The sequence below is a fragment of the Streptomyces sp. NPDC053048 genome (genome assembly GCF_044547045.1).
Taxonomy (GTDB): Bacteria; Actinomycetota; Actinomycetes; order Streptomycetales; family Streptomycetaceae; genus Streptomyces.
This window is the reverse complement of record NZ_JBITZS010000006.1, coordinates 543,131-562,584: the sequence shown is the minus strand read 5'-3', so window position 1 is coordinate 562,584 and position 19,454 is coordinate 543,131. Positions and strand designations below refer to the sequence as shown.

Annotated in this window: 18 protein-coding genes and 1 pseudogene; 11 read left to right on the top strand and 8 right to left on the bottom strand. The window is 68.6% G+C overall.

The genetic code is table 11. The annotated features are described in order from the left end of the window. Positions 1-82: 82 nt before the first annotated feature. On the top strand, positions 83-562 hold the full coding sequence (locus tag ACIG36_RS19285) for an ATP-binding protein (RefSeq protein WP_399928875.1): 480 nt from the start codon (positions 83-85) through the stop codon (positions 560-562). Positions 563-617: 55 nt separating this feature from the next. Here the strand turns inward: ACIG36_RS19285 and argS are convergent, their stop codons facing one another. Continuing rightward, positions 618-2,378, bottom strand: a complete 1,761-nt coding sequence (gene argS, locus ACIG36_RS19280; protein WP_399928873.1) for an arginine--tRNA ligase — start codon at positions 2,376-2,378, stop codon at positions 618-620. A 159-nt stretch (positions 2,379-2,537) separates the two neighbouring features. Between argS and lysS the strand changes: the two genes are divergently transcribed. Then, positions 2,538-4,286 (top strand): lysine--tRNA ligase, encoded by a 1,749-nt coding sequence (gene lysS / locus ACIG36_RS19275; RefSeq protein WP_399928871.1) that lies wholly within the window; start codon positions 2,538-2,540, stop codon positions 4,284-4,286. Positions 4,287-4,405: 119 nt separating this feature from the next. On the opposite strand, the gene ACIG36_RS19270 is transcribed toward lysS, so the two are convergent. Together ACIG36_RS19270 and ACIG36_RS19265 are read right to left on the bottom strand one after the other, a co-directional pair. After that, positions 4,406-5,122: a hypothetical protein gene (locus ACIG36_RS19270; RefSeq protein WP_399928869.1), complete on the bottom strand. Its 717-nt coding sequence runs from the start codon at positions 5,120-5,122 to the stop codon at positions 4,406-4,408. Positions 5,123-5,232: 110 nt separating this feature from the next. After that, the gene (locus tag ACIG36_RS19265; RefSeq protein WP_399928866.1) at positions 5,233-6,057 is read right to left on the bottom strand and encodes a hypothetical protein; all 825 of its coding nucleotides are present in this window, start codon (positions 6,055-6,057) and stop codon (positions 5,233-5,235) included. Between the two features lie 204 nt (positions 6,058-6,261). Here ACIG36_RS19265 and ACIG36_RS19260 point away from each other — a divergent pair, with 204 nt between their 5' ends. After that, the gene (locus ACIG36_RS19260; protein ID WP_399928863.1) at positions 6,262-7,455 is read left to right on the top strand and encodes an RtcB family protein; all 1,194 of its coding nucleotides are present in this window, start codon (positions 6,262-6,264) and stop codon (positions 7,453-7,455) included. A 60-nt stretch (positions 7,456-7,515) separates the two neighbouring features. On the opposite strand, the gene ACIG36_RS19255 is transcribed toward ACIG36_RS19260, so the two are convergent. The 5 genes from ACIG36_RS19255 to ACIG36_RS19235 form a co-directional block, all read right to left on the bottom strand. Next, positions 7,516-8,319 (bottom strand): LAGLIDADG family homing endonuclease, encoded by an 804-nt coding sequence (locus ACIG36_RS19255; RefSeq protein WP_399928860.1) that lies wholly within the window; start codon positions 8,317-8,319, stop codon positions 7,516-7,518. Positions 8,320-8,417: 98 nt separating this feature from the next. Further along, entirely contained in the window at positions 8,418-8,804 is a 387-nt protein-coding gene (locus tag ACIG36_RS19250; protein ID WP_399928858.1) for a VOC family protein, read from the bottom strand. 127 nt (positions 8,805-8,931) lie between these two features. Next, on the bottom strand, positions 8,932-9,684 hold the full coding sequence (locus tag ACIG36_RS19245) for an SDR family NAD(P)-dependent oxidoreductase (protein WP_399928856.1): 753 nt from the start codon (positions 9,682-9,684) through the stop codon (positions 8,932-8,934). 124 nt (positions 9,685-9,808) lie between these two features. Beyond that, the gene (locus tag ACIG36_RS19240; protein WP_399928855.1) at positions 9,809-10,144 is read right to left on the bottom strand and encodes a YnfA family protein; all 336 of its coding nucleotides are present in this window, start codon (positions 10,142-10,144) and stop codon (positions 9,809-9,811) included. Between the two features lie 21 nt (positions 10,145-10,165). Beyond that, on the bottom strand, positions 10,166-10,735 hold the full coding sequence (locus ACIG36_RS19235) for a hypothetical protein (protein WP_399928853.1): 570 nt from the start codon (positions 10,733-10,735) through the stop codon (positions 10,166-10,168). Between the two features lie 127 nt (positions 10,736-10,862). On the opposite strand from ACIG36_RS19235, the gene hemL reads away from it, so the two are divergent. The 8 genes and pseudogenes from hemL to ACIG36_RS19195 all read left to right on the top strand — a co-directional run bounded on the left by hemL (position 10,863) and on the right by ACIG36_RS19195 (position 19,436). Beyond that, positions 10,863-12,188 carry a glutamate-1-semialdehyde 2,1-aminomutase gene (hemL, locus tag ACIG36_RS19230; protein ID WP_399928850.1) on the top strand — a complete coding sequence of 442 codons (1,326 nt, stop codon included), beginning with the start codon at positions 10,863-10,865 and terminating at the stop codon, positions 12,186-12,188. A 45-nt stretch (positions 12,189-12,233) separates the two neighbouring features. Further along, positions 12,234-12,881: a histidine phosphatase family protein gene (locus ACIG36_RS19225; RefSeq protein WP_399928971.1), complete on the top strand. Its 648-nt coding sequence runs from the start codon at positions 12,234-12,236 to the stop codon at positions 12,879-12,881. Positions 12,882-13,135: 254 nt separating this feature from the next. After that, positions 13,136-14,357, top strand: a pseudogene (locus ACIG36_RS19220) (hypothetical protein). A gap of 124 nt (positions 14,358-14,481) precedes the next feature. Beyond that, entirely contained in the window at positions 14,482-15,105 is a 624-nt protein-coding gene (locus ACIG36_RS19215) for a TlpA family protein disulfide reductase (protein WP_399928848.1), read from the top strand. Between the two features lie 4 nt (positions 15,106-15,109). After that, positions 15,110-15,883 (top strand): cytochrome c biogenesis CcdA family protein, encoded by a 774-nt coding sequence (locus ACIG36_RS19210; RefSeq protein WP_399928845.1) that lies wholly within the window; start codon positions 15,110-15,112, stop codon positions 15,881-15,883. A 3-nt stretch (positions 15,884-15,886) separates the two neighbouring features. Continuing rightward, the gene (locus ACIG36_RS19205; protein ID WP_399928842.1) at positions 15,887-17,686 is read left to right on the top strand and encodes a cytochrome c biogenesis protein ResB; all 1,800 of its coding nucleotides are present in this window, start codon (positions 15,887-15,889) and stop codon (positions 17,684-17,686) included. Then, a complete protein-coding gene (ccsB, locus tag ACIG36_RS19200; RefSeq protein WP_399928840.1) occupies positions 17,683-18,756 on the top strand; it encodes a c-type cytochrome biogenesis protein CcsB in 1,074 nt (357 codons plus the stop codon). The genes ACIG36_RS19205 and ccsB overlap by 4 nt, the downstream gene beginning before the upstream one ends. Positions 18,757-18,875: 119 nt before the next feature. Then, entirely contained in the window at positions 18,876-19,436 is a 561-nt protein-coding gene (locus tag ACIG36_RS19195) for a Uma2 family endonuclease (RefSeq protein ID WP_399928837.1), read from the top strand. The last annotated feature ends 18 nt before the right edge of the window (positions 19,437-19,454 follow it).

The window sequence follows — 19,454 nt, the reverse complement described above, 5'->3', positions numbered from 1 at the left end:
CGCCGAAATCACCGAGGCGGCCCGCACGGACTCACACCATGATTACCGTGTGTGTCAGGCCGACTGCGCTACGGAGGCGTGCATGAGTCATGACCCCGAACTCACCGAGGACTGGGAGTACACCCTCCAAGTCCCCTCCGACCCCATGGCGCCGTGCATCGCACGACGCACACTCCGCACCATCTTCGAAGAACACGGCTTCCTCGAACTCGCCGACACCGCCGAGCTCCTCACCTCGGAACTCGTCACCAACGCCTACCGCTACAGCGACGGCCCCGCCTCCGTACGCGTCAAACGCGAAGGAGACCGGGTACGCGTCGCCGTCTGGGACACCAACCCCCGCCTCCCCGCACTCGACGGCGTCACCCTCCCCGACGCCACCGAAACCGCCGAACAAGGCCGCGGCCTCGGACTCGTCCAATGGTGCGCCGACAGCTGGGGCGGATTCGCCCTGCGCGACCAGCCCCAAGGACTGGTCGGCAAACTCATCTGGTTCGAACTCGGCGCCCAGGCCGAAGCCGAAGCCGGAGCGGGAACGGGAGCCGGTGTCGGCAGCAACTGACAACACCGGCTGACAACACCGGCCGGCGACACCGGCCGGCGACACCGGCCGGCGACTACAGACGCTCAGGCGTACGAATCCCCAGCAGCGCCATACCCTGGTGCAGCGTGCGAGCCGTCAGATCACACAGGAACAGACGGTTCTCCACCGCCTCCACGCTGCCCGCCTTGATCACCGGACACTGGTCGTAGAACGCCGTGAACAGCGACGACAACTGGTACAGATACGCCGCCAGCTTGTGCGGCGCATACTCCCCGGCCACCTCGTGCAGCGTCCCACCGAACTGATCCAGATGCAGACCCAGCGCACGCTCCGCCGGAGCCAGCGCCAACTCCGGATGCGCCACCGGCCGCGCCTCACCCGCACGCCGAACGATCGAACGAATACGGGCGTACGCGTACTGCAGATACACCGACGTGTCACCGTTCAGCGACACCATCTGATCCAGATCGAACTTGTAGTCACGAATCGCCGACGTCGACAGATCCGCGTACTTCACCGCGCCCACACCCACGAACCGGCCGTTCTCGACGATCTCCTGCTCCGACAGACCCACCTTCTCGGCCTTGTCCCGCACCACATCCGTCGCCCGAGCGATCGCCTCGTCCAGCAGATCCACCAGACGCACCGTCTCACCCTCACGGGTCTTGAACGGCTTACCGTCCTTGCCCAGCACCGTGCCGAACGCCAGCTGCACCGCGTGCACATCCTCGTTCAGCCAGCCGATCCGGCGAGCCGTCTCGAACACCATCTTGAAGTGCAACGACTGACGGGCGTCCACCACATACAGCAGCGTGTCCGCCTTCAGGTTCTGCACACGATCCCGGATCGCCGACAGATCGGTCGCCGCATAGCCATAGCCACCGTCCGACTTCTGCACGATCAACGGCACCGGCTGACCGTCCGGCCCCTTCACATCGCCGAAGAACACGCACAGCGCACCCTCCGAACGCACCGCGACACCCGACTCCTCCAACAGACGGCACGTCTCCGCCAGCATGTCGTTGTAACCCGACTCGCCGACGACGTCCTCGTCCCGGATGTCCATGTCCAGCTTGCCGAAGACCGAATAGAAGTAGATCTTCGACTCGTCCACGAACCGCTGCCACAGAGCCAGCGTCTCCTCGTCACCCGCCTGCAGATCCACCACCCGGCGCCGCGCACGCTCCTTGAACTCCGCATCCGCGTCGAACACCGCCCGCGCCGCCTTGTACAGACGGTTCAGATTCGACATCGCCTCCTCACCGGAGGACTCGTCCTTGTGGTCCAGCTCATGCGGGTGCTCGATCAAGTACTGGATCAGCATCCCGAACTGAGTACCCCAGTCCCCGATGTGATGCCGGCTGATCACCTTCTCACCCGTGAACTCCAGGATCCGCACAGCCGCATCACCGATCACCGCCGACCGCAGATGACCGACGTGCATCTCCTTCGCCACATTCGGCTGCGCCCAGTCGATCACCGTCGTACCCGGCTTCTCCGCGAACGGCACACCCAGACGGTCATCAGCGGCACGCGCCGCCAGCGTCCGGGTGATCGCCTCGTCCGAAACCGTGATGTTCAGGAAGCCCGGACCCGACACCTCCACGTCCTGGATCAGCCCACCCGACGGCAGACCCTCCACGACCTTCGCCGCCAGCTCCCGCGGATTGCCCTTCAGCCGCTTCGCCAGCGCCAGCATCCCATTGGCCTGAAAATCCGCACGATCGCTACGTCGCAGCAGCGGGTCGGCGGCACCGGCCTCCGGCAGGGCAGCCGAGAGAGCGTCCGCGATGCGCTGTTCGAGCGTGGAAGCGAGAGAGGGAACCGAAGCCATGGAAAGGTGCCATTCCGGTAGGCGGCATTTTCGACACCCCGAGTATCCCACGCGTGTACCACGACCCCGCCGGGAATTCCCATGCGTCCCGGGCAACCCCAAGGGCACCCTGGCCGTCTGGGACAATGGTCATGCCAGGACCGTAAGGAAGGAAGTGCCGTGGCTCAGGCTCAGAGCACCGAGGCCGACTGGGTCTCCCGTTTCGCCGACGAGGTCATCGCCGAAGGGGAGCGCCGCGCCCCCGGCAAACCGATCGTCGTCGCCTCGGGCCTGTCGCCCTCCGGCCCCATCCACCTCGGCAACCTCCGCGAGGTCATGACCCCCCACCTCGTCGCCGACGAGATCCGCCGCCGCGGCCACCAGGTCCGCCACGTCCTGTCCTGGGACGACTACGACCGCTACCGCAAGGTCCCCGCCGGCATCGAAGGCATCGACGACAGCTGGGCCGAGCACATCGGCAAGCCCCTGACCTCCGTCCCGGCCCCCGCCGGCTCCGCGTACCCCAACTGGGCCGAGCACTTCAAGGCCGCCATGGTCGCCGCGCTCGCCGAGCTGGGCATCGAGTACGACCCGATCAGCCAGACCGAGCAGTACACCTCCGGCGTCTACCGCGAGCAGATCCTGCACGCCATGAAGCACCGGGGCGACATCGACGCGATCCTCGACCAGTACCGGACGAAGGACAAGGCCACCGGCCAGCCCAAGAAGCCCCAGCAGAAGCAGCAGAAGCCCGTCGACGAGGCCGAGCTCGAGGCCGCCGAGGGCTCCGGCGCCGCCGCCGAGGACGACGGCAGCGCGGGCACGGCGGGCTACTTCCCGTACAAGCCCTACTGCGGCGCCTGCGAACGCGACCTCACCACCGTCACCGCCTACAACGACGACACCACCGAACTCGCCTACACCTGCGTCTGCGGCCACGCCGAGACCGTCCTGCTCAACGAGTTCAACCGCGGCAAGCTCGTCTGGAAGGTCGACTGGCCCATGCGCTGGGCCTACGAAGGCGTCATCTTCGAACCCTCCGGCGTCGACCACTCCTCGCCCGGCTCCTCCTTCGTCGTCGGCGGCCAGATCGTCCGCAAGGTCTTCGGCGGCGAACAGCCCATCGGCCCCATGTACGCCTTCGTCGGCATCAGCGGCATGGCCAAGATGTCCTCCTCCAAGGGCGGCGTCCCCACCCCCGGCGACGCACTGAAGATCATGGAAGCGCCCCTGCTGCGCTGGCTCTACGCCCGCCGCAAGCCCAACCAGTCCTTCAAGATCGCCTTCGACCAGGAGATCCAGCGCCTCTACGACGAGTGGGACAAGCTCGAGACCAAGGTCGCCGACGGCACCGTCCTGCCCGCCGACGCCGCAGCCCACAGCCGCGCCGCCCGCACCGCCGCCGGCGAGCTGCCGCGCACCCCACGCCCCCTCCCGTACCGCACCCTCGCCTCCGTCGTCGACATCACCGCCGGCCACGACGAGCAGACCCTCCGCATCCTCGCCGACCTCGACCCCGACAACCCGGTCAAGACCCTCGACGAGACCCGGCCCCGCCTGGACCGCGCCCAGCACTGGATGCTCACCCAGGTCCCGGCCGAGAACCGCACCATCGTCCGCTCCCGGCCCGACACCGAGCTCCTCGGCTCGCTCGACGAGGAAGGCCGCGAATCCCTCCGCCTCCTCCTCGAAGGCCTCGACGAGCACTGGTCCCTCGACGGACTCACCACCCTCCTCTACGGCGTCCCCAAGGTCCTCGCCGGCCTCGAACCCCACGCCAAGCCCACCCCGGAGCTCAAGGCCGCCCAGCGCGCCTTCTTCGTGCTCCTCTACCAGCTCCTCGTCAGCCGCGACACCGGCCCCCGCCTGCCCACCCTGCTCCTCGCAGTCGGCGCCGACCGCGTCCGCGAGCTCGTCACGGCGCCGTAAGGCCGACACCGCACCGAATGTGAAAGGGCCGCTGCCCGGTGACCGACACCGGGCAGCGGCCCTTTTCGTTCGCTACGCCTGTACGCCTCGGGTGCCTGTTCACCTCGGGCGCGCGAGCGCTACTTCTTGTTCGCCTCGCCCACAGCCTTGACGACCTCCTTGGCCGCCTCCTGCGCGTCCTTCTTGATGTCGTCCGCGTTGGGCGTCTTCGCACCCTCGTAACCCGCACCGCTGTACTTCACGGTGATCACGACATTCGCCGTCCGCGCCACGACCGTCGAGTTCTTGAAGTCGTTGTCGCCCTTCTTCGAATCCGCGCTCACCACGCTCGCCTCGTCACCGATGCCCGAGGCCTTGTCCGTCTTGGCGTCCTTCGCACCGTCCGCCGTCGTCGCGGCCGTCGTCTGCTTCACCACGAAATCCGCCGCACGCTTCTCGCCCGTACCCAGCGTCGGATCCGAAGCGAACCGCTTCAGCGACACCGTCATCGTCCGGAACTGCATGTCCTTGACGTCCTCGTCGTCAAGACCGCTCCAGATGCAGCTCGCCGAATCGTTCGTGTCCGTGGCGGGAAGGGCCTTGCCCTCCTTCTTCTCCGCCTTCGGCACCAGCTTGTCGACCGTCTTCTCCGAGACCGTCTTGCAGACCTCCGGCAACTTGGCGAACGTCGCCGCCTTCACCGTCGGAGCGACAGTCGGAGTCGCCGACTGCGCGGGCTTGTCCTTTTCCTTCTTCGCCCCGTCGTCGTCACCACCGCAGCCGGTGGCGACGAGCATCACCGGTACTGCGGCGCAGGCGAGAATTCGGGCGAGACGCGGAGCTGTACGTCGGTGCATGGGTCCTTCGCTCATTCGATCGAGGTGTCACGAGGGCACCCGGCGGTGCCTACCGGCACGGTACGCGGCCCACGCCCGGCCGTGACCAAGACAAGGCCCTCTTCGCCCGGCTAATTACCGAAATGCCCCGCGTCGAGTTCACGAGCCAGCCCCTGCGCCTTGCCCTGCAGATCCTGACTGCTCGGAACGTGCTGCTTGTCCGTCGTCCACTGGTCGTACGCGATCGTCACCAGCACGTTCGACGACCGGAAGACCACCGTCACATCACGGTGCACACCCGAGCCCGTCGTCGCCAGCACATCATTGACGAACGCGTCATCACCAAGATCATCCAGCACCCGCGGCGCCAACCGCGGATCCGCCGACGCCGAAGCACCCGCCGCCGACGGCGCCACCGACGCATCCCCCAACTGCGGACCCGGCCCCGGATCATTCTTCGAACTCGCACTCGGGCTCGGGCTCGCGCTCGGGTTCGCCGCCGGCGACGACGACCCCGACGGCTTCGCCGACGGCGAGGCCGACGGAATCCGCGCCGCCGTCGCCTGCCGCTCGTACAGCTGCTCCGCACGCGCCTCGTCGCTGACGCCCGGCTGGTACGACACCACCCGCTCGAAGTCCACCGTCAGATGCCGGGTGCCGTTCGGCGTCTCCAGCTTCCAACGACAACCGACCCGCCGGTCCGCGTCATACGTGATCGCCGCCTGCCCGCGCAGCAGCTTCTCGGCCTCCGCCTCGTCGCCGTCACCCGCACCCGGCAGCATCCGGCGCACCGTGTCCCGGCTGACATAGCCGCACGGCTCCGGAAGACTGTTGTACTTCCCCGGCGGCCCCGCCGGAACCGAGGACCCCGACTGCCCGGCCTTCGCGTCGATGCCCTTGCCGCCGGCCCCACCGCCCCCGCTGCACCCCGCGAGGCCCGCCGACAGCACCACCACGGCGGCCAGCGCGGCTACCGGTGCGTACGCCCTTCGCTGCACTGTCCGTGGCTCCCTTCGGCCGAAATTCTGTTGCCGCCGCTGGGCGGCGGCTGGAAACAATGTGTACCGCACGCGCCGCCGCGTCTGCCGTCCCGCTGTCGCGGATGAGCATTTACGTCCGGCTTTTGCGCTTTGTACACTTTTCGGGGGAATGAGGAAGCCATGTCCTACACCGAGGTGCCCGGCGCCCGGGTACCGATCCGCATGTGGGCCGACCCGGCCTCGGTCGAGGCCCAGGCCATGCAGCAGCTGCGGAACGTCTCCACGCTGCCGTGGATCCAGGGCCTCGCCGTGATGCCGGACGTCCACTTCGGCAAGGGCGCCACGGTCGGCTCGGTGATCGCCATGCGGGGCGCGGTGTGCCCGGCGGCGGTGGGCGTCGACATCGGCTGCGGCATGTCGGCGGTGAAGACCTCGCTGACGGCCAACGACCTGCCGGGCGATCTCTCGCGGCTGCGATCGAAGATCGAGGAGGCCATTCCGGTGGGCTTCTCGATGCACGACGACCCGGTGGACCCGCGGCGGCTGCACGGGCTGCCGACGGCGGGGTGGGACGACTTCTGGGGGCGGTTCGATGGGGTCGCGGAGGCGGTCAAATTCCGTCAGAGTCGTGCCATAAAGCAGATGGGAACGCTCGGAAGCGGCAACCATTTCTGGGAGCTTTGCCTCGATTCGGACAATTCGGTATGGGTGATGCTCCACTCCGGGTCGCGCAATATTGGCAAGGAACTGGCCGAGTATCACATCGGTGAAGCGCGCAAACTCTCGCACAATCAGAACCTGGTCGATCGGGATCTCGCAGTCTTCATCGCTGATACGCCTCAGATGGCTGCCTACCGGCACGACCTGTTCTGGGCGCAGGAGTACGCGCGGCACAACCGCGAGATCATGATGGCTCTCTCCCAGGACGTACTGCGCAGGGAGTTCAAGAAGGCCAAAGTGACGTTCGGGCAGGTCATCTCCTGCCACCACAACTACGTGGCTGAGGAGACGTACGAGGGTGTGGATCTGCTGGTCACCCGCAAGGGTGCGATCCGCGCGGGCGGCGGCGAGTACGGCATCATCCCGGGCTCGATGGGCACCGGCTCCTACATCGTGCGTGGGCTGGGCAACGCGGACGCGTTCAACTCCGCCTCGCACGGCGCCGGCCGCCGGATGAGCCGCAACCAGGCGAAGAAGCGATTCTCTGAGCGGGACCTGGCGGAGCAGACGCAGGGTGTGGAATGCCGCAAGGACCGTGGTGTGGTGGACGAGATCCCGGCCGCCTACAAGCCGATCGAGCAGGTCATGGAGCAGCAGCGGGACCTCGTCGAGGTCGTGGCGAAGCTCAAGCAGGTTGTTTGCGTGAAGGGCTGATACGCCGAAAAGCGAAAGGGGGGGGCAGGCGCTAGGCGCCTGCCCCCCCCCTTTCGCTTTTCAGCCGGTTTGGGCCTGTGCTTTCTTACGCAGGCGCCAGCGCCGGAGACTGCAGGACTGCTCCGATCTCCCGAGCTTTTCAGCCGCTTCTGCGATGGTTGGCGCGTCAAGCAGCACGCGGTCTTCCATCTGAGTCCACCTGCGGGTCGGCCGAGGCGGACCCATATGTGCCGGACGGACCCAGGCGCTCACTTCGGCCGCCGCCGACCGCTTGCGCTCCAGGGCCAGGCTCTCTGCGTAGTACAGGTGATCCGCCACTGCTACGCCTGTCTCACGCATGTACAGGATGTTGTACGCGCGGTCGCGGGCGTTCCGGCTGGTCAGCTTCTCGATGCCGAGTGTCAGCTTGGTGTAGCGGCACAGGTAGGTGGCGATGGCTGTGCTGGTCGTGGTGAGGCCGACGAACGGCAGCCCCTGTGCGGTGAACCCCACGGCGCCGTCTGCGTCGATGAGCCCGCGCAGATAGTCCCGCTGGGAGAACGGAACCCGGGGCGGCGTGATGCTTGTTGCCTTCTTCCCGTAGGGGAGTCCCAGTTCCACCAGACGGTTTCTTGCCTCCAGCGAGCACACCGTCCAGATCGCTGATCTGTGGCTCTCCGAGAAGTTCGTCGCTCTCGTGCGCTCGCTGATCGTGCTGTTGTACGGACAGAGTTCCTGGAAGGCGCGGAGTACGTCGATGTCGCGGTAGCTGATCTCGACGCTCAGCCTGCCTTTCTGTCCGGTGCCCGCTGAGAGGTGTCCATCGGCCTGTAAGAAGCCGAACATGTACGCGTACCTCGGATCCTCGAGGTCCATGAAGGTCATGCCTCGATCGTCCGAGGACCCGTTCGCTCCGTTATTCGGAACAGCAGGGCGTCACTCGAACTCGCGAGCGCACCGGTATCTGTACGCGCTGCTTCCGTTCAGGCGTCCCGGTCCTGCGGGTACCAGCGCAGCTCGACCGTGTTGCCGTCCGGGTCGAGGACGTAGATCGACTCGGCGTTGCCGCGGGCGCCGTAGCGGGGGCCGGGGCCGTCGACGACGGTGAAGGTGCCGGCGTCGATGACGTCCTGCCAGTCCAGGGGGTCGACGACCAGGCAGATGTGGTCGACGTTGGACTCGCCGCGCTCGCGGGCCACCAGGTCGATGATCGTGTCGGGGGTGACGCGTACGGAGGGGAAGGGGGCCTTGCCCGCGCGCCATTCGTCCACGCGGACCGGCTCCAGGCCGAGGGGGCCGGTGTAGAAGGCCAGGGAGCGTTCGACGTCGGTGACGTTGAGGACGAGGTGGTCGAAGGCGATGACGCGCATGGGTTCCCCCTTGTTTCCGTGTTTCCGTGCGGGCCGCCCGGGTGGGGCGGCTGTGCCTACGACGCTAGCGCGCGAGTGATCGTTTCCGCATCGGTCGCGGGGCCCGGGACCGTGGTCGCAGTCGGGGTCAGACCTTGCGGTGCACCTTGTAGTTCGAGGCCTGGGCGCGGGGGCGGACGACGAGGAGGTCGATGTTCACGTGGGGCGGGCGGGTGGCGGCCCAGGTGATGGTGTCGGCGACGTCGTCGGCGGTGAGGGGGTCGGCGACGCCCGCGTAGACGGCGTCGGCCTTGTCCTTGTCGCCGCGGAAGCGGGTGAGGGCGAATTCGTCGGTGCGGACCATGCCGGGGGCGATCTCGATGACGCGTACGGGCTGGCCGCACAGTTCCAGGCGCAGGGTTTCGGCGATGACGTGGGCGCCGTGCTTGGCGGCGACGTAGCCGCCGCCGCCTTCGTAGGTGGCGAGGCCGGCGGTGGAGGAGAGGACGATGACGGTGCCTTCGGCGGCGGTGAGGGCGGGGAGGAGGGCCTGGGTGGTGTTGAGGGTGCCGAGGACGTTGACCTCGTACATGGTGCGCCAGTCGGCGGGGTCGGCGGTGGCGACGGTTTCGGTGCCGATGGCGCCGCCGGCGTTGTTGACGAGGAGGTCGACGCGGTCGAGGCCGGCGGCGAAGGTGTCGACGGCGGTGCGGTCGGTGACGTCGAGGACGTGGGGGGTGGCCTGGTGGCCGGCTGCGGTGAGTTCTTCGGCGAGGGCGTTGATGCGGTCCTCGCGGCGGGCGGTGAGCACGACGCGGTAGCCGGCGGCGGCGAGCTGTCGGGCGGTGGCGGCGCCGATGCCGCTGCTCGCGCCGGTGATGACTGCGGTGCGGGTGCTCATGGTGGGCCTCCTGTGGCTGGCGTGGTCTGTGCGCAGCATAGGCCGGGGGTGGCGGGCCCGGGGGTGGCATGGGCCGGTGGTGGCCGAGGCCTGGCGGTGGCATAGGCCTGGTGGTCTGCAGGCGTCAGCGGCCTCGGGGCGCGTACATGATCACTGCTACGCCGGCGAGGCAGATGAGTGCGCCGGTGATGTCGTAGCGGTCGGGGCGGTAGCCGTCGGCGGCCATGCCCCAGGCGAGGGAGCCGGCGACGAAGACGCCGCCGTAGGCGGCGAGGATTCGGCCGAAATGTGCGTCCGGTTGGAGGGTGGCGACGAAGCCGTAGGCGCCGAGGGCGAGGATGCCGGCGCCGATCCAGGCCCAGCCGCGGTTCTCCCGTACGCCTTGCCAGACGAGCCAGGCGCCGCCGATCTCGAGGAGGGCGGCGAGGACGAAGAGGGTGGTGGAGCGGGCGATGAGCATGGGGTGGGGCCGGGGTGGTGGTCAGGGCCAGACGAGGCAGTAGGGCTGGTGTCCGGCTTCGTGGAGGCGGTGGGAGAAGTCCTGCCATTCGTGCAGGAGGCGGTAGACGGAGAAGGCGTCGCGGGGGCCGCCGCGGTCGGGGACGGTGGACCAGATGAAGGCGGCCGCGCCCACCGATTCCTCGCCAATGCCGCGCAGGGGGTCGACGACGGTCATGGGGAGTTTGACGACGGCGTAGTCGGGGTGGAGAACCACCAGTTCGAGGGGGGGAACCTTGTGCAGGGGTATGCCTTCGATTCCGGTGAGGACCATGGCGGCGACGGTTTCGGGTTTGATCTTGGTGAACATGCCGCCCATGCCCAGTTCGTCGCCGCCGAGCTCTTCGGGGCGCATGGAGATGGGGACGCGGGCGGCGGTGGCGCCGTTGGGTGCCCCGAAGTATTTGTAGGTCACCCCCACTCGGCCACTCCTGCTTCCCGTGCTGTGCTCGTTGTGCTCGCGGTGGTCTTCGGCGCGGCGGTGTCGTCCGCGCTGGGCTCGCTCGGGCCCCAGGTCATCGGTGCCCTCGCCCAGTCCGCCACCGCGATGCATATCTCCACCCGACCGCTTTTTTACGCAGCACAGCCCCCGCCGCGCAACCAGATCATCGTCTCAGAGACCTCCCCCGTGGGAGGCGTGCGAAACGCCCGGACGCGACTCCGCGGAGCGCTCTGAGACCATGGCTAGCGTGAGCTACCCATACAGTGCCCCAGTCTCGCAGACGCTCTTCGACCGTGCGGCGGTCGTGACGCCCGGTGGCGTGAACTCTCCGGTGCGCGCTTTCCGTGCCGTGGGCGGTACGCCCCGGTTCATGGTTTCCGGCACCGGTCCGTACCTGACGGATGCGGATGGCCGGGAATATGTGGACCTTGTGTGTTCGTGGGGGCCGATGATTCTCGGCCATTCCCATCCTGAGGTGATCGCCGCGGTGCAGGAGGCGGTCGCGCGCGGCACGTCGTTCGGTACGCCGGGCGAGGGTGAGGTGGCGCTGGCGGAGGAGATCGTCGACCGGATCGAGCCGGTGGAGCAGGTGCGTCTGGTCTCCTCGGGCACCGAGGCGACGATGTCGGCGATCCGGCTGGCGCGGGGTTTCACGGGCCGGGCCAAGGTGATCAAGTTCGCGGGCTGCTATCACGGCCATGTGGACGCGCTGCTGGCTGCGGCGGGCTCGGGGCTGGCGACGTTCGGGCTGCCGGACACGCCGGGTGTCACGGGTGCGCAGGCCGGGGACACGATCGTGCTGCCGTACAACGATCTGGAGGCGGTGCACGCGGCGTTCCACGCCCATCCGGGTGAGATCGCCTGTGTGATCACGGAGGCGTCGCCGGGGAACATGGGTGTGGTTCCGCCGTTGCCGGGGTTCAACGAGGGGCTGCGGGACGCCTGCGCCAAGAACGGCGCGCTGTTCATCTCCGACGAGGTGATGACCGGCTTCCGTACCAGCCGGGCGGGCTGGTACGGCGTCGACGGGGTCGAGCCGGACCTGATGACGTTCGGCAAGGTCATGGGCGGTGGTTTCCCGGCGGCGGCGTTCGGCGGGCGTGCCGATGTGATGGCGCACCTGGCTCCGGCGGGTCCGGTGTACCAGGCGGGGACGCTGTCGGGTAATCCGGTGGCCACGGCGGCTGGTCTGGCGCAGCTGCGGCTGCTGGACGACGCGGCGTACGAGCGGGTGGACGCGGTGGCGGCCGAGATCGGTTCGCTGGTGAGCGAGGCGCTGACCAAGCAGGGCGTGGCCCACCGTCTGCAGACGGCGAGCAACATGTTCTCGGTGTTCTTCACCGGGCGTGAGGTGCGGAACTACGACGACGCCAGGGCGCAGGAGGCGTTCCGTTTCAACGCCTTCTTCCACTCGATGCTGTCGCAGGGTGTGTACCTGCCGCCGTCGGCGTTCGAGTCGTGGTTCGTCTCGACGGCGCATGACGCGGTGGCTGTGGAGCGGATCGCGGCGGCGCTGCCGGCTGCGGCGCGCGCGGCGGCCGAGGCGACCGAGGAGGGGAAGTAAGTGAGCGCGGAGAACAAGCGGGACGACATCACCGTCGTCCATCTGATGCGCCACGGCGAGGTGCACAACCCGGACGGCGTGCTGTACGGGCGGCGGTCGGGTTATCACCTGTCGGATCTGGGCCGGCGGATGGCGGACCGGGTGGCGGAGCATCTGGCGGATCGGGATGTGACGTACGTGGTCGCGTCGCCGCTGGAGCGTGCGCAGGAGACGGCGGCGCCGGTCGCGAAGACGCATGGTCTGGATCTGGCGACGGACGAGCGGTTGATCGAGGCGGCGAATGTCTTCGAGGGGAAGACGTTCGGGGTGGGTGACGGTGCGCTGCGCAAGCCGGCGAACTGGCGGCATCTGACGAATCCGTTCCGTCCGTCGTGGGGCGAGCCGTATGTCGAGCAGGTCGTGCGGATGATGGGCGCGCTGGATGCGGCGAAGGACGCGGCGCGTGGTCATGAGGCGGTGCTGGTCAGTCATCAGCTGCCGATCTGGATCGTGCGGAGTTTTGTGGAGAAGCGCCGGTTGTGGCATGACCCGCGCAGGCGGCAGTGCACGCTGGCGAGCCTGACGACGTTCACCTATCGGGGGGACAGGATCGTTTCGGTGGGTTACAGCGAGCCGGCGCGTGATCTGGTGCCGGCGCATCTGCTGGCCGGTGCGAAGCCGGTCAAGGGCGGCGCGAAGGCGTTCGGGGCGTAGGGCAGCGGCGTCCACGTCCTGGTGGGCGTGCGCGTCCGGGGTGGGCGTGCTCGTCCCGGGTCGGCGTGCGCGTCCTCGGTGGGCGTGCGCGCCCCGGCGTGCGGTCGGGCGTCGGGCATCCGAAAAGGCCGTGAAGAACCCTAAAGGCAGGTGAAAGAGCGCAACCGTCGTAGTTCGACGCGCCCTCATACCCAATGTCCATTTATATGGACGACATATGGTATCGGGGCGCATTGAGCAGGGACGGAGACGACATGCGCGACATCAGCCGACGGGGTCTCCTCGGAATGGGGGTGGGAGCGGCCGCCGCGCTGGGTTCTGTCGCCGGCTGCTCGTCCGACTCCGGGTCCGGTTCCGCCGCCGGGCCCGGCCGCGGGCCCGCGGATCCCGCCGCCAAGCCGGCCGCCAGGGTCAGGCCCATCGGTGACGGCTCCACGGCCGACGTGGGCCGGCAGCCGTACCAGCCGCCCCGGCCGGTGCCGCTGGAGCCGGGCCAGAAGCCCCCGCAGTTCGTGATCTTCTCCTGGGACGGGGCGGGCGAGGTCGGCAACGGCCTCTTCCCGCGCTTCCTGAAGCTGGCCCGGGACCACGACGCGCGGATGACGTTCTTCCTCTCCGGCATCTACCTCCTGCCCGAGTCGAAGAAGGAGCTCTACGACCCGCCGAACAATCCCGTCGGCGCGTCCGACATCGGCTACCTGACCGACGGGCACATCAGGTCCACGCTGCAGAACCTGCGCGAGGCCTGGCTGCAGGGGCACGAGATCGGCACGCATTTCAACGGGCATTTCTGCTCCGGGCGCGGCTCGGTCGCCCACTGGACGCCCGCGGAATGGGAATCGGAGATCGACCAGGCGGTTTCCTTCGTCACCCGGTGGCGGACGAACACCGGATTCACCGACCTGGACCCGCTGCCCTTCGACTACCGCAAGGAACTCGTCGGCGCCCGCACTCCGTGCCTGCTCGGCCAGGACAATCTGCTGCCGACGGCGGCGAAACTCGGCTGGCGCTACGACGCGAGTTCTTCCGGTGGTCTGCAGGTGTGGCCCGAGAAGAAACACGGGCTGTGGGACCTTCCGCTGCAGCAGATGCCCTTCCCGGGTCACTCTTTCGAGGTCCTCTCGATGGACTACAACATCCTCGCCAACCAGTCGAAGAACACCACGCGCGGAGCCTCGTACAAACGCGGGCTGGCGCCGGCAGGCCACCGAGTCGTACATCGCGGGGTTCAACCGGGCGTACGAGACGAACAGGGCTCCGTTTTTTGTCGGGAACCACTTCGAGGAATGGAACGGGGGGATTTACATGGATGCCGTGGAGGAGGCGTTCAAGTACATGGCCGACGACAAGCGGCGCGATGTGCGGATCGTGTCCTTCCGGCAATTCGTCGACTGGCTCGACGTGCAGAGCCCCGCCGTCCTGAAGAAGCTGCGCCGGCTCGACGTCGGTGAGAAATGGAGTGCCCGGGGCGACTGACGGGAGTGTGTGACGGGGACCTGTCACGGAGACGGGCCCCCCGCGCGGCAGGCGTGGCGTAGGGGGCGCGGCGGACCCAGGGGGGTGCGGAAGATCCCCAAACCGCCCATGCGAAACTTTTCACATGAGTGCCTGCCGCGCCCTTCGACGCCCACTTTCCCGCCGTCGTACCACCCTGCCGGCCGCCACCGTCGCCGTCGTGGCGGCGCTGACGCTCAGTGCCTGCGGCTCCGGCAAGACGTCCGGCAGCGGCGGGCAGACCCAGTTCGTGCAGGGCACCGGCGGTGTGAGCGTGGTCAAGGACCGTGCCGGCCGGCAGGACGCCCCCGAGCTGTCCGGCCGGACGCTGGACGACAAGAAGCTCGACCTCGCCGACTACAAGGGCAAGGTCGTCGTGCTGAACGTCTGGGGCTCCTGGTGCTCGCCCTGCCGCGCGGAGGCGCCCAACCTCGTCAAGGTCGCGAACGACTACAAGGACAAGGGCGTGCAGTTCGTCGGGCTCGACACCCGTGACCCCGACCCCGCCCCGGCCCTGAAGTTCGAGAAGGAGTTCGAGGTTCCGTACCCGAGCCTGTACGACTCCTCCGGCAAGCTGCTGCTGCGCTTCCCCAAGGGCAGCCTCAACCCGCAGGCCATCCCCTCGACGATCTTCATCGACCGGGACGGGAAGATCGCCGCGCGGGCGCTGAAGGCACTGACCGAGGAAGAGCTGCGCAAGACGCTCGACCCGCTGGTCGCGGAGAAGTGACCCGGTGACCGCCACGATCACGCTGGCCGCAGCGGGGGACCTCAACCAGACCGTCATGACCGGGGCCCTGCTCCTGGCGCTGCCCGTGGCGCTGCTGGGCGGCCTGGTGTCGTTCTTCTCGCCGTGCGTGCTGCCGCTGGTGCCCGGCTACCTCTCCTACGTCACCGGTGTCAGCGGCGCCGACATGGCACAGGCCAGGAAGGGCCGGATGGCGCTGGGCGCCTCCCTGTTCGTCCTCGGCTTCACCGCCGTCTTCGTCTCCTTCGGTGCCCTGTTCGGCTACTTCGGCGAGACGATGCTGGAGCACAAGCGGACGATCTCCGTGGTGCTGGGTGGCGTGACGATCCTGCTGGGCCTGGGCTTCATGGGCGTCTTCAACCTTTTCGGCCAGCGCGAGTTCCGCTTCCACACCCGGCCGACCATGGGCCTGGTGGGCGCGCCGATGCTCGGCGTGCTCTTCGGGCTGGGCTGGACGCCGTGCATCGGGCCGACGCTGGCCGCCGTGCTCTCCCTGTCCTCCACGCAGGCCGGTGCGGGCCGTGGCGCGCTGCTGACCGTCGCCTACTGCGTGGGCCTGGGCCTGCCGTTCGTGCTGGCGGCCGTGGCGTTCCGGCGGGCGCTGGGCGCGTTCGGCTGGGTCAAGCGGCACTACGCGTGGGTCATGCGGGCCGGTGGCGGGATGCTCGTCGCGGTCGGCCTGCTCCTCGTCACAGGTTTGTGGGACAGCATGGTCGCGGACCTGCAGACGTGGTCGAGCAACTTCACCCCTGGGATCTGATCGATGGCCAAGACCGATAGCAGCGCTTCCGCTCCCGCGCCGGAGGAGTCCGACGCCGGCGCGGCGGGCGCGCGGATGTCCACCGCCCCCGCCGAGGAGGGCGGGCAGGCGATGCCCGGCTCGTTCGGCGGCGTGCGCGCCCCCGGTGCGCTGGGGTGGCTGGCCTGGTCGGGCCGGGAGGCCGTGGGCTGGACGCGCTGGCTGTGGCGGCAGCTGACCTCCATGCGGGTGGCGCTGCTGCTGCTGTTCCTGCTCTCGCTCGCCACGATCCCCGGTTCGCTGGTGCCGCAGACCGGTGTGGACCAGCTCAAGGCCGAGCAGTGGCAGAAGGAGCACGAGACGCTCGCGCCGATCTACGACAAGCTCGGGCTCTTCCACGTCTACAGCTCGGTGTGGTTCTCCGCGATCTACATCCTGCTGTTCGTCTCCCTGATCGGCTGCATCGTCCCGCGCACCTGGCAGTTCGTGGGCCAGCTGCGCGGCCGGCCGCCGGCGGCGCCGCGCCGGCTGACCCGGATGCCCGCCCACGCCACCTGGCGCACCGAGGCGGAGCCCGAGCAGGTGCTGGCCGCGGCGGCGAAGCTGCTCAAGCGGCGCCGCTTCCGCACGGAGGCGTCCGGGGACGCGGTCGGCGGCGAGAAGGGCTACCTGCGCGAGGCGGGCAACCTGCTCTTCCACGTGTCCCTGATCGTGATGCTGGTGGCGTTCGCCTCCGGGCAGCTGTGGAAGTCCGAGGGCGGCAAGCTCGTCGTCGAGGGCGACGGGTTCGCCAACACGCTCACCCAGTACGACGACTTCAAGGCCGGCTCGCTGTTCAGCGCGGACGACCTCGATCCGTTCGAGTTCGACCTCGACAGCTTCTCGGGGACGTACGAGCGCAGCGGCCCGCAGAAGGGCACGCCGCGCGACTACGCCGCGCACATCACCTACCGGGACGAGCCGGACGGGCCGCGCCGCAAGGCCACCATCAAGGTCAACGAGCCGCTGCAGACGTCCCGCTCGAAGGTCTACCTGATCGGGCACGGCTACGCGCCGATCGTGACCGTCCGCGACGGCAAGGGCGACATCGCCTTCCGCGGCCCGGTGCCCTCGCTGCCGCTGGACAGCAACGTCACCGAGACCTCGGTGCTCAAGGTGGGCGACTACCGCGACAAGGACGGCAACAAGGACGACCTGGGCTTCCAGGGCAACTTCGTGCCGACGCTGGACCTGCGCACCGGCACCATGCTCAGCCAGTTCCCGGCCCTGGACAATCCCCGCCTGGTGCTGACCGCCTACCGCGGCAGCCTCGGTATCGACTCGGGCGTGCCGCAGAGCATCTACCAGCTCGACACGCGCAAGATGAAGCAGTTCAGGACGAAGGACGGCAAGGCCTTCGCCCAGGCGCTCAAGGTCGGCGACACCATGACGCTGCCGGACGGCGCGGGCACGCTGCACTTCGACGCCATCAAGGAGTGGGCCACCTTCCAGGTCTCGCAGAAGCCGGGCAACGAGGCCGCGCTGGCCGGTGCCGTCGCCGCGCTCGTCGGCCTGGCCGGGTCGCTGTTCATCCAGCGCCGCCGGGTGTGGGTGCGGGCGGTCCGGGGCGCGGACGGGCGTACGGTCGTGGAGCTGGCCGGCCTCGGCCGCAGCGAGTCCGCCCGGCTGCCCGAGGAGCTCGCCGCCCTGGCGGCCGACCTGCAGCCCGACGCCCCGCCGGTGGCCGGCGACGAGCCGTCCGACGAGCCGGGCGGTGAGCCGGCAGAAGGCCTCACCGAAGACCCCGCAGCCCCCGCCGCAACGTCCGAAGGAGCGCGCGCGTGATCCTCGCCGCCGCAACCAACGAGAACCTGGCCCAGATCAGCAACGTGCTGATCTACTCGGCCATGGCTGTCTATACCCTCGCCTTCCTCGCACACATCGCCGAGTGGGTCTTCGGCAGCCGCAGCGCCGTCGGCCGCACCGCCGCCGCGATCACCGCCGAGGCCAGGCCCGCCGTGACGGTGAACGTGAAGAAGGAGGGCGGCGGCACGGCCGTCCTGGAACGGCCCCAGGTCGTCACCCGCGCCGCCCCCGGCAGCCGGGACGTCCCCGACGGCCCCGGCGCGGCCGGCGGCAGCGAGAAGGGCGACCTGTACGGGCGCATCGCCGTCTCCCTGACGGTGCTGGCCTTCGCCCTGCACGTGGGCGGCGTCCTCAGCCGCGCGCTGTCCGTGCAGCGGGCGCCGTGGGGCAACATGTACGAGTTCTCCACGACCTTCGCCATGGCCGCCGTCGGCGTCTACCTGGGCCTGCTCGTCGCGAAGAAGAACGTGCGCTGGCTGGGCCTGCCGCTGACCACGTCGATTCTGCTCGACCTGGGCCTGGCCGTCTCGGTGCTCTACACCGACAGCGACCAGCTGGTGCCCGCCCTGCACTCCTACTGGCTGTGGATCCACGTCTCCTGCGCCATCATCTCGGGCGCGGCACTGTGGGTGGGTGCCACTTCCAGCCTCTTCTACCTCTTCCGTGACGGCCACGAGGTGCGCCTGGCGGAGGGCCGCACGGGCGGCGCCTGGGACAACGTCCTCTCGCGCCTGCCGTCGGCCGCCACGCTCGACAAGTTCGCCTACCGCATCAACGCGACCGTCTTCCCGCTGTGGACGTTCACGATCATCGCGGGCGCGATCTGGGCCGAGGCCGCCTGGGGCCGCTACTGGGGCTGGGACCCCAAGGAGGTCTGGTCGTTCATCACCTGGGTCGCCTACGCCTGCTACCTGCACGCCCGCGCCACGGCCGGCTGGAAGGGCCGCAAGGCCGCCTACCTGGCCCTGCTGGCCTTCGCCTGCTACCTGTTCAACTACTACGGCGTGAACATCCTGCTGAGCGGCAAGCACTCCTACGCGGGGGTGTGACGACCGCGGCGTAGCGCGCACTTACGAAGGCCCGCTCCCTCGTTCGGGGGAAGCGGGCCTTTGTGCGAGCGGAGTGCGGGGTGGATTCTTAGACTCGGAACGGACTGGGGAGGTGCCGGATGGCGACCGTGGAGGACTCGGCGAAGCTCGATGAGATGTTCGCCCTCATCGATGCCATGAACGTGCCCGCGGGGTACCGGGCGGAAATCATCGAGGGGGAGATCGTCCTGAATCCGCAGCGCGATGTGCATTCCATGATCATCCGGTTGTTCACCCGTGCCCTCGAGGACGCGAGAGGCATGGACTATCCCGGCATCCTCTGGGACGTACGTGTCGACTTTCCCGGCTGCCTCAACGGCTTCGCTCCCGACGTGGCACTCGTCAGGGAGGGCGCCAAGAAGACGGAAAAGGGCCTCTACCGTTACCAAGATCTGGAGCTGGTCGCGGAGGTCGTCTCCCGGAGCAGCCGGCGGGACGACTTCGGGTCGAAGCTGAAGACCTACGCTGTTGCCGAGGTGCCCACGTACCTGATCGCGGATCCCAAGACCGGGCTCGTGCACGTATTCCACGCCCCCCGTGACGGTGAGTACACCGACGAGACGACGTACACCTTCACGAGCAAGTTCACCCTTCCGTTCCCGGAGATCGTCGTCGACACGACATCCTGGCCCCGTGACTGACGCGCGCGTCGCGACCGA

What these genes read in the sequence shown, in the direction of transcription:
- ACIG36_RS19285 (WP_399928875.1), top strand. Translation starts at nt 83, where the DNA reads ATGAGTCATGACCCCGAACTCACCGAGGACTGGGAGTACACCCTCCAA.
- argS (WP_399928873.1), bottom strand. Translation starts at nt 2,378, where the DNA reads ATGGCTTCGGTTCCCTCTCTCGCTTCCACGCTCGAACAGCGCATCGCG.
- ACIG36_RS19270 (WP_399928869.1), bottom strand. Translation starts at nt 5,122, where the DNA reads ATGCACCGACGTACAGCTCCGCGTCTCGCCCGAATTCTCGCCTGCGCC.
- ACIG36_RS19260 (WP_399928863.1), top strand. Translation starts at nt 6,262, where the DNA reads ATGTCCTACACCGAGGTGCCCGGCGCCCGGGTACCGATCCGCATGTGG.
- ACIG36_RS19255 (WP_399928860.1), bottom strand. Translation starts at nt 8,319, where the DNA reads ATGACCTTCATGGACCTCGAGGATCCGAGGTACGCGTACATGTTCGGC.
- ACIG36_RS19250 (WP_399928858.1), bottom strand. Translation starts at nt 8,804, where the DNA reads ATGCGCGTCATCGCCTTCGACCACCTCGTCCTCAACGTCACCGACGTC.
- ACIG36_RS19245 (WP_399928856.1), bottom strand. Translation starts at nt 9,684, where the DNA reads ATGAGCACCCGCACCGCAGTCATCACCGGCGCGAGCAGCGGCATCGGC.
- ACIG36_RS19240 (WP_399928855.1), bottom strand. Translation starts at nt 10,144, where the DNA reads ATGCTCATCGCCCGCTCCACCACCCTCTTCGTCCTCGCCGCCCTCCTC.
- ACIG36_RS19235 (WP_399928853.1), bottom strand. Translation starts at nt 10,735, where the DNA reads ATGCATCGCGGTGGCGGACTGGGCGAGGGCACCGATGACCTGGGGCCC.
- hemL (WP_399928850.1), top strand. Translation starts at nt 10,863, where the DNA reads ATGGCTAGCGTGAGCTACCCATACAGTGCCCCAGTCTCGCAGACGCTC.
- ACIG36_RS19225 (WP_399928971.1), top strand. Translation starts at nt 12,234, where the DNA reads ATGCGCCACGGCGAGGTGCACAACCCGGACGGCGTGCTGTACGGGCGG.
- ACIG36_RS19215 (WP_399928848.1), top strand. Translation starts at nt 14,482, where the DNA reads ATGAGTGCCTGCCGCGCCCTTCGACGCCCACTTTCCCGCCGTCGTACC.
- ACIG36_RS19205 (WP_399928842.1), top strand. Translation starts at nt 15,887, where the DNA reads ATGGCCAAGACCGATAGCAGCGCTTCCGCTCCCGCGCCGGAGGAGTCC.
- ACIG36_RS19195 (WP_399928837.1), top strand. Translation starts at nt 18,876, where the DNA reads ATGGCGACCGTGGAGGACTCGGCGAAGCTCGATGAGATGTTCGCCCTC.